The following is a 13,008-nucleotide window of genomic DNA, read 5'->3' as shown; positions in this document are numbered from 1 at the left end:
AACCGGTGATTTGCCTCCAATTTCCATTAGATATTGCTCACAAATTTGTGCTAGAATCCGGCGATTCTCACTTGATGAACATATTTCACTTATAAATAGAGTTAAAGGAAAGCTTATGAAAGTGATCGAGGGTGGCTTCCCAGCGCCAAATGCAAAAATTGCTATCGTTATTTCTCGTTTCAACAGTTTTATTAACGAAAGCCTACTTTCTGGTGCGATCGATACACTAAAGCGTCACGGACAAGTAAGCGAAGACAACATCACGGTTGTGCGTTGTCCAGGTGCCGTAGAACTACCTCTAGTAGCTCAGCGTGTTGCTAAAACTGGCAAATTCGACGCTATTGTTTCTCTAGGGTCTGTTATTCGCGGTGGAACGCCTCACTTTGACTATGTTTGTAGTGAAATGAACAAAGGTCTAGCACAAGTGTCTATGGAATTCAGCATTCCAGTAGCATTTGGTGTTTTGACTGTTGATACGATCGATCAAGCGATTGAACGCGCAGGAACCAAGGCTGGTAATAAAGGTGCAGAGGCTGCACTAAGCGCACTTGAAATGATTAATGTACTATCTGAAATTGATTCCTAATGGGGGCCAGTGTGAAACCAGCCGCACGTCGTAACGCACGTCAATTCGCTCTACAGGCGATCTACTCATGGCAAATTACTAAAGAGAATGTTGCCAAGATTGAAGAACAGTTTTTGTCTGGCGACAAATACGATGAAGAAGAACTTCATGCATCTGAGCCAGCGCTTGCTGCTCCAGAGACAGACGTAGCTTACTTCCGTGAACTATTAAGCGGTGTTGTACTTAGCCACGCTGAGCTAGATAGCAAAATTCGTCCATACATTTCTCGTCCTATGCAGGATTTAGATATGATGGAACTTGCTCTTCTTCGCCTTGCTATGTACGAGATGACTCGTCGCGAAGATGTTCCTTACAAAGTTGTTATCAATGAAGCGATTGAACTTGCAAAAGTTTTCGCAGCAGAAGATAGCCACAAGTTTGTGAATGGTGTACTTGATAAAGCAGCACCTCACATTCGTAAGAAATAACGATTTCTTCAATGAAAAGGTCAGCACATGCTGACCTTTTTTGTATCAAAAGCTTTTACATAAAAAAGTAAGTGAATTATGTCTGGTGAATTTAATCTGATAGACAAGTACTTCGTCGGTCGTCAGAGCCAACGTAAAGATGTCCATCTAGCCGCTGGTGATGATTGTGCTTTGGTCAAAGCGCCAGCTAATGTTCAGATTGCGATTAGCACGGATACATTGGTAGCTGGAACGCATTTCTTAGCCGACGCGAACCCAGCATGGGTCGCACACAAAGCATTGGCTTCTAACATCAGTGATTTGGCGGCGATGGGCGCAACGCCTGCGTGGGTGAGCTTTGCATTAACGATGCCTGAGCCAGATGAAGAATGGCTTGCTCCTTTCTGTGATGCATTTTTCGAACTGGCTGATTACTATGGTATTCAGTTAATAGGCGGTGATACCACCAAAGGGCCATTGTGTCTGACACTCACGGTGCAAGGTTTTGTACCTGAAGACAAAGCGCTCACGCGATCCGGCGCAAAGCCTGGGGATTGGGTATATGTAACGGGAAACCTTGGCGATGCAAAAGCTGGCTTGGATGTGATTCTAGATGACTCTCTGCGCAGCAGAGCCGGCTCGGAAGCACTAGAGCGAGCTCATTACCTTAGTTCTCCGCGTGTGCTTGCTGGACAAGCTCTTGTTGGCTTAGCCTCTTCTGCGATAGATATTTCAGATGGTTTAATCTCTGATATTAAGCACATTTTACAGCGATCTCAGGTTGGGGTGAGTATTGATGTCTCTCAGCTACCGATCTCTTCAGAATTAGTCCAGTTTTTAGATGATAAGATCAGCGCGCAGCAGTATGCTTTAGCAAGTGGCGAAGAATACGAGTTGTGTTTTACCGTGCCGGAGCAAAATCGAGGCTCGTTACAAAGCGCTTTGTCTCATACTGGCTGTAAGGTCACATGTATTGGTCAAATCCGACCAAATGGAACCTTCGAGCTGCATGATAACAATCAACCACTTGATTGGGACTTAAGTGGCTTCGACCACTTTAAATGATCTGAGCTAAGCTCTAGCCAAGAGCCTGTTACTATTGAGCAACTCACAGGCATGACGATTGAAACCAAACTAGCAGTATAGGTTTAAGGATATGACCAACCCTCTTTCTCTGATTTCATTAAAGAACCCGTGGCATCTATTGGCGACGGGTTTTGGCAGTGGATTATCCCCGTTTATCCCTGGAACAATGGGCACACTGGCGGCCGTGCCTTTCTTTTTGTTGTTGGCACAATTACCATTTACGGCGTATGTCATTGTTGTTCTGATTTCGTGTGTGATCGGCATTCAAATATGCCAAGTGACCTCTGCAGACATGAAAGTTCATGATCATGGTTCAATCGTATGGGATGAGTTTGCAGGCTTTTGGATTACGATGAGCATTGTACCTGCACTGAATATTCCACTCACTGAATGGAAGTGGTTGATCACTGGCTTCATCTTATTTCGTTTTTTCGATATGGTAAAACCTTGGCCAATTGGGTGGCTAGATAAGCGAGTTCACGGTGGGCTGGGTATTATGGTTGATGATATCGTGGCGGGAGTTATGGCCGGTGTTGCCCTGTTTCTAGTCGCAAAATATGCGGGCTGGATGAATTAAACGTTGACCGTAAAAAAAGGGATGCTATGAGCATCCCTTTTTACATTCTATTTTGCTAAATAATCCAAGATGGATTTTTCAATTCCTTTTGCATCGAGACCAAGCTCTTCATGCAGTTCATCTTGTGTTCCCTGATGAATAAACTCATCGGGTAAACCTAGGTTTAAGACTGGCTTAATGATTTTATCTTTCATCATGAACTCAACGACACCCGCACCTGCACCACCTGCGATAACATTTTCTTCTAACGTCACGAGCACGTCATGATCTGCGGCTAATTGACGAATTAATGCTTCATCGAGCGGCTTCACAAAGCGCATATCAGCAACAGTGGCGTTAAGGTATTCTGCCGCTTCTAGCGCGTTACCCAAGAAAGTACCAAAGTTCAGAATAGCAACTTTTTCACCTTGGCGAACCATGCGCCCTTTACCGATTTCTAACGCCGTAAACTCAGTTTCGATTTCTACGCCCATGCCGCTACCACGAGGGTATCGAACCGCACTCGGGCCAGAATGCTTATGGCCAGTGTAAAGCATTTGTCGGCACTCGTTTTCGTCGCTTGGCGCCATGATCACCATGTTCGGAATACAGCGCATAAAGCTCAAATCGAACGCACCTTGGTGAGTTTGACCATCTGCGCCAACGAGACCTGCGCGGTCGATCGCAAACATCACTGGTAAGTCCATGATCGCGATGTCGTGGATCAATTGGTCATAACCACGTTGCAAGAAAGTCGAATAGATAGCAACGATTGGATGATCGCCCGCAATTGCCATGCCTGTTGCCAGTGTCACCGCGTGCTGCTCAGCAATCGCCACATCAAAGTATTGGTCTGGGTACTCTTTTGAGAAACGCACCATACCCGAGCCTTCGCGCATTGCTGGCGTAATTGCCATTAGCTTAGGATCTTGGGCCGCCATGTCACATAAAAAGTCACCGAAGATCTTTGAGTAAGTTGGCTTACCGCCACTGCTCTTCGGTAAGCTATTGTTTGCCGGTGCGAACTTCGGCACTGCATGGTAGCCGATAGGATCTTTCTCGGCAGGCTCATAACCTTTGCCTTTCTTGGTCATGATGTGTAGGAATTGAGGACCTTTGAGCTCACGCATGTTTTTTAGCGTTTTGACGAGTTCATTGACGTCGTGTCCATCAATCGGGCCAATGTAATTAAAGCCGAACTCTTCGAACAGAGTACCAGGCACTACCATGCCTTTGAGGTGTTCTTCCGTACGGCGAACCAACTCTTTAATAGGTGGAACACCAGACAACACTTTTTTACCGCCTTCACGGATAGAAGTGTACAAGCTGCCAGAAAGTACTTTCGCAAGGTGGTTATTCAGGGCGCCGACGTTTTCTGAAATCGACATTTCGTTGTCGTTCAAAATCACCAACATATCAGGATGAACGTCGCCAGCGTGGTTCATGGCTTCGAATGCCATGCCTGCTGTAATTGCGCCATCACCAATCACACTGACGATTTTGCGACCTTTACCTTCTTTTTGTGCGCTGATGGCCATGCCAAGACCTGCACTAATCGATGTCGAAGAGTGGCCGACAGATAAGGTGTCATATTCACTTTCTTCACGCCAAGGGAAAGGGTGTAGACCATCCTTTTGGCGAATTGTTGGCATTTTATCGCGACGTCCGGTGAGGATTTTGTGCGGGTAAGCCTGATGACCAACATCCCAAATCAATTTGTCGATAGGGGTGTTGTAAACATAATGCAGAGCGACAGTTAGCTCTACGGTGCCTAAGCCAGACGCTAAGTGTCCGCTAGATTGGCTCACTGAATTTAGCAGATACGTTCGCAGTTCATCACACAGATTTGGTAATGTTTCTTTTGGAAGAAGACGTAATTCTTCCGGTGTATTTGCTAACGCCAGTGTTGGGTACTTTGAAATATCAAGAGTCATATAAATGCGCGCTTATAGTGTTAATTTTTGCGCTCGATGACATATCGGGCGAACTCTTCGAGTAACTGAGTATTGTATGGGATAGCTTCCAATGCTTGAAGTGCTTCCTGTAACAGAGTGTGAGCTTTCTCTATGGCTCCCTCTAAACCCAGCAGGGAAGGATAAGTGCTCTTATTCAGACCTTGGTCGGAACCTTGAGGCTTACCCAGTGTTTCTGTGTCACTGATGATATCAAGAATATCGTCTTGAACCTGAAACGCCAAACCAATTGCTTTTGAGTAGCGCTCCAAGTGAGGTAGAACCTCGATACCTTTCTCACCAGCAGCTAATGCACCTAATTTTACCGCACAATCAATCAGAGCTCCGGTTTTTTTACGGTGTATCTCTTCCATTTCTTCAAGAGAAACTTGGCGATTTTCCGCGCCTAAATCTAAGGCTTGCCCTACACACATGCCGCTGGCACCAGAGGAATGCGCTAAGGCTTTGATCATATTGATGCGTTGAGCTTCTGCCGCCGAGCTTAATTGACCATCAGAAATAATAGTGAAGGCAAGAGTTTGTAGTGCATCACCTGTCAGTATTGCGGTTGCTTCATCAAACTTAATATGACAAGTTGGTTGACCTCGACGCAGTTCATCATCGTCCATGGCTGGCAGATCATCATGAATGAGTGAGTAGGCATGTATACATTCGATAGCAGCGGCGGGGGTGTCTAAGTCTTCAGGTTTACAGCCGAGCATTTGACCTGTGATGTAAACAAGAAAAGGGCGAACGCGTTTCCCACCTAGCAAAAGGCCGTATTTCATTGCTTGAATCAATGGCTGCTCTTGATATGGAAGCTGATCGAGCCACAAATTTAATTGCTGATTGTTTCTTTGTTGAAAAGACGTCAATGTCTGTTGCATCACATTGCTCACTACTGATTGTTATTCTGAATCTGGTTTGAAGTCACTCAGTGGTGCTTCATCATCTTCACTAAGAAGAATGCTCACGCGCTGTTCGGCGTCGCTTAATTTAGTTTGGCCTGCACGAGCTAAGGCAATGCCTCGTTCAAACTTACGCAGGGCATCATCTAGAGCAAGATCGCCATTTTCTAATTGATCAACCAAGCTATCAAGCTCTTCAATGGTTGCTTCAAAGGTCATGCTTTCTGGTTTCTTGACCGCCATCTTTTTTCTGCCTTAATCAAGCCTCGGGTAAGATGCACGAAAGTTACCTTAGCCTAGTAACTTGGTCAAATTTAACCTTATATAATTGTCACAAAATTAGCGTTCAACGAGTCTAAGCGATGAAACCCCATATTTTGGTTGAGGTTGTTAAGTGTAATTTGTGATCCATTAGCTAAGATTTTTCTAAAAATTCTGCGCGAGTTGTCGATACAGGTAATAATCCGCCCAATGGCAGTATTTGAGTATAGCGTGAGGAGTGCTTTGTGGATTTAGCAACCCTATTAGGTTTGATTGGTGGTTTTGCATTCGTCATTATGGCGATGGTGCTTGGTGGCAGCATCGGCATGTTTGTCGATGTCACGTCGATCCTTATTGTCGTTGGCGGCTCAATATTCGTCGTGTTGATGAAGTTCACAATGGGACAGTTTTTTGGTGCGACAAAGATTGCTGGCAAAGCCTTCATGTTTAAAGCGGATGAACCCGAAGACCTGATCGCAAAAATTGTGGAAATGGCCGATGCGGCGCGTAAAGGTGGTTTTCTTGCTCTTGAAGAGATGGAAATAAACAACACATTCATGCAGAAAGGCATTGATCTACTGGTTGATGGCCATGATGCCGACGTTGTGAGAGCGGCACTCAAAAAAGACATCGCGCTTACGGATGAACGACATACGCAAGGTACTGGCGTATTTCGCGCCTTTGGCGACGTTGCTCCTGCGATGGGAATGATTGGCACCTTGGTTGGTCTTGTTGCGATGCTTTCAAACATGGATGACCCTAAAGCGATTGGACCAGCAATGGCCGTTGCACTCTTGACCACATTGTATGGCGCGATCCTGTCCAATATGGTGTTTTTCCCTATTGCGGATAAGCTTTCTCTTCGCCGTGACCAAGAAACGCTAAATCGCCGTTTGATCATGGATGGCGTATTAGCGATTCAAGATGGCCAAAACCCGCGAGTGATCGATAGTTACTTGAAGAACTACCTCAATGAAGGTAAACGTGCCCTTGAGATTGACGAGTAACTTGGAGAGTAGTGATGGATGATGAAGATAACAAATGCGATTGTCCGCCACCCGGTCTCCCGTTATGGATGGGGACATTCGCGGACTTAATGTCGCTACTGATGTGTTTCTTTGTTCTTCTACTCTCGTTTTCTGAGATGGATGTACTGAAGTTCAAACAAATTGCAGGATCAATGAAATTTGCCTTCGGTGTGCAAAATCAGCTTGAAGTGAAAGACATTCCCAAAGGTACTAGCATTATTGCCCAAGAGTTTCGACCGGGTCGGCCGGAACCAACTCCGATTGATGTCATCATGCAGCAAACCATGGACATCACTCAGCAGACGCTCGAATTTCATGAAGGGGAGTCTGATCGAGCTGGTGGCACAAAACGTGATGAAGGCAAGTTAACGGGTGGGCAATCGCCAGAAACGTCAACTCAAAACAATGAATCTGCCGAAGCGGACATGCAGCAACAGCAATCTAAAGAGATGTCGCAAGAGATGGAAACCTTGATGGAAAGCATCAAGAAAGCCTTAGAGCGAGAGATTGAACAAGGCGCCATTGAAGTTGAAAACCTCGGTCAGCAGATTGTTATACGTATGCGTGAAAAAGGTGCATTCCCAGAAGGTTCGGCCTTCTTGCAGCCTAAGTTTCGCCCTTTAGTTCGTCAGATTGCAGAGCTAGTAAAAGATGTGCCAGGCATTGTTCGAGTATCTGGCCATACAGACAATCGACCGCTAGATTCGGAACTTTATCGTTCTAACTGGGATCTCTCTTCTCAGCGCGCAGTATCAGTCGCGCAAGAGATGGAGAAAGTGAGAGGCTTCTCTCATCAACGTTTAAGAGTACGAGGCATGGCGGATACGGAGCCCTTGTTACCGAATGATTCTGATGACAATCGCGCACTTAACCGACGGGTTGAAATCAGCATTATGCAAGGCGAGCCTCTCTACAGTGAAGAAGTGCCAGTAATTCAATAACTAGGCTTTAGTTTTAAGTCAGTAAAGAGATAAGAAAGCGAGCAGATTGCTCGCTTTTTTTGTTTTTCCAATCCGCTTGGGTGTATAATCTTGCGCCTTAAAAGTGAGCTCAGACTACTTTTTGTGACTGAAACGCGGTTTTACTGCGTATGAAGTATTGAAGTTGAGTGTCACTCTTTGTTGATTGCGAAACTAACCTGCGAATTAGACTATGAAATTTATTGTAAAGCCCCATCCAGAAATTTTTGTAAAAAGTGAATCTGTGCGTAAGCGCTTCACAAAGATTTTAGAGTGCAACATTCGTAACATCATTAAGAGCCGCACGGAGTCTGTCGCGGTATTTAACCGTCGTGATCACATTGAAGTGACCTCTGAGAGTAACGAATTCCACGCTGAAGTTCTTGAGGTTTTGACTCATACACCAGGCATTCACCACGTACTGGAAGTGAAGCAAACTGAATTTAAAGACTTGCACGATATCTTCGAGCAAGTGCTAGAACTCAACCGTGCTGCACTCGAAAATAAAACCTTTGTTGTACGTGCGAAGCGTCGTGGCAAGCATGACTTTACCTCCATTGAACTAGAGCGTTATGTAGGCGGTGGTTTAAATCAAGCGATTGAAAGCGCTAGTGTTAAGCTACGAAACCCAGACGTGACGATTAAGGTGGAAGTTTCGAACGACAAGCTAAACCAAGTATTGTCTCGTCATAAAGGCCTAGGTGGTTTCCCACTGGGTACGCAAGAAGACGTGTTAAGCCTGATCTCGGGTGGTTTCGACTCTGGTGTTTCAAGCTATCTTCATATCAAGCGTGGTTCAAAAGTACATTACTGCTTCTTTAACTTAGGTGGTCCAGCACACGAAATCGGCGTTAAGCAGGTTTCTCACTACCTATGGAACAAATACGGTTCTTCAGCAAAAGTACGTTTTATCTCAGTTGATTTCGAGCCTGTGGTTGCGGAAATCCTAGAGAAAGTCGATGACGGCCAAATGGGCGTGATCTTGAAGCGTATGTTTATGCGTGCAGCAGGCATGATCGCTCAGAAGATGAAGATCGAAGCATTGGTAACAGGTGAAGCGCTAGGTCAAGTATCGAGCCAAACGCTAACCAATCTACGCCACATCGATAACGTAACTGACACGCTGATTCTGCGTCCACTTATCAACTGGGATAAAGAAGACATCATCAATCTAGCACGTGAAATCGGCACAGAAGATTTCGCGAAGACAATGCCAGAATACTGTGGTGTTATCTCTAAGAAGCCAACCGTGAAAGCGGTGAAAGGCAAGCTAGAAGCTGAAGAAGAGAAATTCGACTTTAGTATCCTTGAGCAAGTGGTTCAAGAAGCTCGCATGATGGACATTCGTGATATTGCGAAAGAGTCTGAGCAAGCCGCACCAGAAGTAGAGCAAGTTCAAGCGGTAGAAGAGCACGCGGTTGTGCTAGATATTCGTAGTCCTGAAGAGGAAGACGATAACCCACTTGAAATCGAAGGTGTGGATGTGAAACATATCCCTTTCTACAAGCTGGGTACACAGTTTGGTGACTTAGACCAGTCTAAGACATACCTACTTTACTGTGACCGCGGTGTGATGAGCCGTCTGCAAGCGCTTTACTTGCAAGAGCAAGGCTTCAGCAACGTAAAAGTTTACCGTCCATAGCTGACTGTTAAAATACGTTAAAAGGCGCAAATTGAGACATCAATTTGCGCCTTTTTTGTTTTTGATCGCGTTACAGACAACCATTACTTAGCATAATGTTGAGGCTTATCGCAAAGCCATACACTTTGTGTTGATATAACGATAATTAATCCGAAAGAAGAGTAATAAAGTGATATTGCTGCCAGATATGCGGATGAGATTTTTGATAGATAAAAAAACACCGCCTAATTTAGGCGGTGTAACAAATTTGACAGACAGGTCAAAAATAAATACAGGAAGTATATGTTTTGTCACAGGGAGTGTGGACAAAACATTATGGTAGAAATCTACCTAACTCGAAATACGAGTTTGCAAACACAACATCGCAACAACGAAGCCAATTGATTTCCAAAGAAATCAAGCCGTTCAGGCCCGTGTTGCGGGGTGAAATATAGAATTTATCTGGCTGTTCGACAACGGACATTTTATAATGTTTCAGATTAAAAAAACTAATCCTATTAGAGGTCCCATATGTCTCGCAGATTGCCTCCATTAAATTCGCTTCGAGTCTTCGAAGCGGCTGCTCGTCATCTCAGTTTTACACGAGCAGCAGAAGAGTTATTTGTTACTCAAGCCGCGGTCAGTCACCAGATTAAAGCGCTTGAAGAGTTCTTATCATTGAAGCTCTTCCGTCGACGTAATCGTTCTTTGTTGTTAACAGAAGAAGGCCAAAGTTACTTTCTCGATATCAAAGATATCTTCACCTCGATTGCGGAAGCGACAGATAAGGTGTTGGAACGTAGCGAAAAAGGGGCATTGACGATTAGCCTACCGCCGAGTTTTGCTATCCAATGGCTTGTACCTCGTTTGGCCGATTTTAATGCTCAAGAGCCCGATATCGATGTACGTATTAAAGCCGTAGATATGGATGAAGGCTCACTGACTGATGATGTTGATGTGGCGATCTACTATGGCCGTGGGAACTGGCCAGGTTTGCGAGCAGATAAATTGTACCAAGAGTTTTTGATCCCACTTTGTTCACCTTCATTACTTTTGGGTAACAAACCATTAGAATCTTTAAGTGACCTCAAATTACATACTTTGTTACACGATACTTCGCGTAAAGACTGGAAGCAGTTTGCTCGTCATTACAACATTGAAGGCATCAACGTAAACCACGGTCCTATTTTTAGTCACTCAACGATGGTGCTACAGGCTGCTGCGCACGGTCAGGGGGTCGCGCTCGGTAACAACGTACTCGCCAAACCTGAAATGGAAGCCGGACGACTCATTGCACCATTCGACGAGGTGTTGATATCCAAGAATGCATTCTATGTGGTGTGTCATGAACAGCAGGCAGACATGGGCCGAATCGCAACGTTTAGAGATTGGATGTTAGCAACCGCGAGAAAAGAACAAGAGGAAGTATTGGATGAATCACTGGATAGCTGAGGGACCTGAAAACGGACCGCTGTTTATTTTTGCTCACGGCGCAGGTGCGGGGATGGAGCATGACTTCATGACAGCTGTCGCCAAAGGATTAGTGGAGCAAGGTATTCGTGTAGTGCGTTTTAATTTCCCTTACATGGTGAAACGTTCGGAAGATGGCAAAAAGCGTCCGCCGGATCGCGCGCCAAAGTTGCTTGAAGCATACAGCGAAGTGATCGCTCACTTTGCTTTTTCTCCCGTGGTTATTGGTGGTAAGTCAATGGGCGGTCGTATGTCGAGCTTGTTGGCTGAAAATGAGCTGGTGGCGGGCATTGCCTGTTTAGGTTTTCCATTTCACCCGCCGGGAAAGCCAGAGAAATACAAAGGCGAGCACTTAGCAACCATTGAGAAACCTACGCTGATTCTTCAAGGGGAACGAGACACCTTTGGTAAGCGTGAGGAATTCGATGATTTCGTCCTTTCGTCACAAGTAACGGTGAGCTTTTTACCTGATGGTGACCACAGCTTCAAACCGCGCAAGATCTCAGGTCATACTGAAGTAGGTAACATTACACTCGCGATAGAGCAGTTAGCGGCGTTTATAAAAGAGGTGTACAGTGAAAAGTAAGTGGTTACTCTCATTCTCTGGATTGTCTGGGCTGCTTTCGGTCGCTCTTGGAGCATTTGCTGCTCATGGGCTAAAAGCGACACTGGCCCCTTATTTGCTCGGTGTATTTGAGACCGGAGTTCTGTATCAATTTATTCACACGTTGGCGATTGTGTTTTGTGCCATTCTGCTTCTGCTCAATTTGGGACAAAAAGCACAAAAATATTTTTTCATTGCGGCGATTTGCTTTATTATCGGCATCTTTTGTTTTAGCGGCAGTCTTTACGCGCTGGCGCTGACGGGCATTAAGTGGTTTGGGCCAATTACTCCTGTGGGAGGATTACTGTTCATGATTGGTTGGTGTCTGTTCTTTTTTGCTGCGTTCAATATCAAAGAGGTCTCCAAGTGAAACAACTAATACTCTATTGCCGTTCTGGCTTTGAGAAAGAGTGTGCTGGTGAAATTCAGGACAAAGCGACACAGTTGGAAGTGTATGGCTTCCCTCGTGTGAAGAGAAACTCAGGTTATGTTGTCTTCGAGTGTTACCAAGATGGAGATGCCGACAAACTTGCGAGAGGTTTAGACTTTAAGTCTTTAATTTTTGCTCGACAAATGTTTGCGGTAGCAGCTGAGTTTCAATCGTTGCCAAGTGATGACCGCATTAGTCCAATTTTGAATGAACTAGCAGACATTGAAGCATTCCCTCGTTGTGGTGATTTGAGAATTGAAACGCCAGATACAAATGAAGCGAAAGAGCTACTGAAATTCTGCCGTAAGTTTACCGTCCCAATGCGTCAAGCGTTGCGCGGCAAAGGCTTAATGCTGAACAAAGATAACGCGAAAAAACCAGTACTGCACATTTGCTTTGTTGAGCCTGGCCACTGTTACGTTGGTTACTCTTACACTGACAACAACTCACAGTTCTTCATGGGTATCCCTCGCCTTAAATTCCCAGCAGACGCTCCAAGTCGTTCAACACTTAAACTGGAAGAAGCATTTCATGTCTTTATTCCACGTGAAGAGTGGGATGAGCGTTTGGCACCAGGTATGTGGGGTGTGGATTTAGGTGCATGTCCAGGCGGTTGGACGTACCAATTAGTGAAGCGCTCAATGTTCGTTCACTGCGTTGATAACGGCATGATGGCAGACAGTTTGATGGAAACTGGCCAGATCAAGCACCATATGGTGGATGGTTTTAAGTTCGAACCAGACCGCAAGAACGTAACATGGATTGTTTGTGACATGGTGGAAAAGCCAGCTCGTGTTGCTCACCTGATGGGACAGTGGCTGTTAAAAGGTTGGGCAAAAGAGGCCATCTTTAACCTTAAGCTGCCAATGAAAGGGCGTTATGACGAAGTGCTGCAAGACCTTGAAAATCTGAAGCAGTTCCTCATTGATAATAAGGTAAAGTTCAAGCTACAAGCTAAACATTTGTATCATGATCGTGAAGAAATCACGATTCATATCCAATGTCTGTCGAATATTTCACCTTACTAACTTTATTCCCCTAGTCTTTTGGGAATAGTGATTAGAATAGAAAAAGCGCCTTCAAATGGCGCTTTTTTAATAT

At 45.0% G+C, this 13,008-nt stretch carries 14 protein-coding genes; 11 read left to right on the top strand and 3 right to left on the bottom strand.

The genetic code is table 11. The features are described 5' to 3' along the window. Positions 1–115: 115 nt before the first annotated feature. The 4 genes from ribE to pgpA all read left to right on the top strand — a co-directional run bounded on the left by ribE (position 116) and on the right by pgpA (position 2,695). Positions 116–586, top strand: coding sequence for a 6,7-dimethyl-8-ribityllumazine synthase (ribE, locus tag NL626_RS04435; RefSeq protein ID WP_005381572.1), 471 nt, complete (start codon positions 116–118; stop codon positions 584–586). Then, a complete protein-coding gene (nusB, locus tag NL626_RS04430) occupies positions 586–1,053 on the top strand; it encodes a transcription antitermination factor NusB (protein WP_005381571.1) in 468 nt (155 codons plus the stop codon). Before ribE ends, nusB begins: the two co-directional genes overlap by 1 nt. A 78-nt stretch (positions 1,054–1,131) precedes the next feature. After that, positions 1,132–2,097, top strand: a complete 966-nt coding sequence (gene thiL, locus NL626_RS04425) for a thiamine-phosphate kinase (RefSeq protein ID WP_104978851.1) — start codon at positions 1,132–1,134, stop codon at positions 2,095–2,097. A 91-nt stretch (positions 2,098–2,188) separates the two neighbouring features. Next, positions 2,189–2,695: a phosphatidylglycerophosphatase A gene (gene pgpA, locus NL626_RS04420; protein ID WP_031780838.1), complete on the top strand. Its 507-nt coding sequence runs from the start codon at positions 2,189–2,191 to the stop codon at positions 2,693–2,695. A gap of 47 nt (positions 2,696–2,742) precedes the next feature. Here the strand turns inward: pgpA and dxs are convergent, their stop codons facing one another. From dxs to xseB, 3 genes are read right to left on the bottom strand one after another with little or no spacing between them, the layout of a single operon-like run. Continuing rightward, positions 2,743–4,608: a 1-deoxy-D-xylulose-5-phosphate synthase gene (dxs, locus tag NL626_RS04415; protein ID WP_213872722.1), complete on the bottom strand. Its 1,866-nt coding sequence runs from the start codon at positions 4,606–4,608 to the stop codon at positions 2,743–2,745. Positions 4,609–4,628: 20 nt separating this feature from the next. Then, on the bottom strand, positions 4,629–5,513 hold the full coding sequence (ispA, locus tag NL626_RS04410; RefSeq protein ID WP_206946951.1) for a (2E,6E)-farnesyl diphosphate synthase: 885 nt from the start codon (positions 5,511–5,513) through the stop codon (positions 4,629–4,631). Positions 5,514–5,534: 21 nt separating this feature from the next. Beyond that, entirely contained in the window at positions 5,535–5,777 is a 243-nt protein-coding gene (xseB, locus tag NL626_RS04405; protein WP_253657019.1) for an exodeoxyribonuclease VII small subunit, read from the bottom strand. A 263-nt stretch (positions 5,778–6,040) separates the two neighbouring features. Here xseB and pomA point away from each other — a divergent pair, with 263 nt between their 5' ends. From pomA to rlmM, 7 genes are all read left to right on the top strand, one after another. Beyond that, a complete protein-coding gene (pomA, locus tag NL626_RS04400) occupies positions 6,041–6,802 on the top strand; it encodes a flagellar motor protein PomA (RefSeq protein ID WP_005381564.1) in 762 nt (253 codons plus the stop codon). A 14-nt stretch (positions 6,803–6,816) separates the two neighbouring features. Beyond that, positions 6,817–7,764: a flagellar motor protein MotB gene (locus NL626_RS04395; RefSeq protein ID WP_005383619.1), complete on the top strand. Its 948-nt coding sequence runs from the start codon at positions 6,817–6,819 to the stop codon at positions 7,762–7,764. Between the two features lie 211 nt (positions 7,765–7,975). Next, complete coding sequence (gene thiI, locus NL626_RS04390; RefSeq protein ID WP_005383617.1) at positions 7,976–9,424, top strand: tRNA uracil 4-sulfurtransferase ThiI; 1,449 nt, start codon at positions 7,976–7,978, stop codon at positions 9,422–9,424. Between the two features lie 510 nt (positions 9,425–9,934). After that, the gene (locus tag NL626_RS04385) at positions 9,935–10,855 is read left to right on the top strand and encodes a transcriptional regulator GcvA (protein ID WP_005383616.1); all 921 of its coding nucleotides are present in this window, start codon (positions 9,935–9,937) and stop codon (positions 10,853–10,855) included. Then, positions 10,836–11,459, top strand: coding sequence for an alpha/beta fold hydrolase (locus NL626_RS04380; RefSeq protein WP_053306527.1), 624 nt, complete (start codon positions 10,836–10,838; stop codon positions 11,457–11,459). Before NL626_RS04385 ends, NL626_RS04380 begins: the two co-directional genes overlap by 20 nt. After that, the gene (locus tag NL626_RS04375; RefSeq protein WP_047010151.1) at positions 11,449–11,847 is read left to right on the top strand and encodes a DUF423 domain-containing protein; all 399 of its coding nucleotides are present in this window, start codon (positions 11,449–11,451) and stop codon (positions 11,845–11,847) included. The genes NL626_RS04380 and NL626_RS04375 overlap by 11 nt, the downstream gene beginning before the upstream one ends. Then, positions 11,844–12,935: a 23S rRNA (cytidine(2498)-2'-O)-methyltransferase RlmM gene (gene rlmM, locus NL626_RS04370; RefSeq protein ID WP_253657018.1), complete on the top strand. Its 1,092-nt coding sequence runs from the start codon at positions 11,844–11,846 to the stop codon at positions 12,933–12,935. The genes NL626_RS04375 and rlmM overlap by 4 nt, the downstream gene beginning before the upstream one ends. Positions 12,936–13,008: the final 73 nt, after the last annotated feature.

Source organism: Vibrio sp. Y58_MX_L22 (assembly GCF_024181865.1).
Lineage (GTDB): Bacteria > Pseudomonadota > Gammaproteobacteria > Enterobacterales > Vibrionaceae > Vibrio > Vibrio alginolyticus.
The sequence above is the reverse complement of the archived record's forward strand: the minus strand, read 5'-3'. Positions and strand labels throughout refer to the sequence as shown.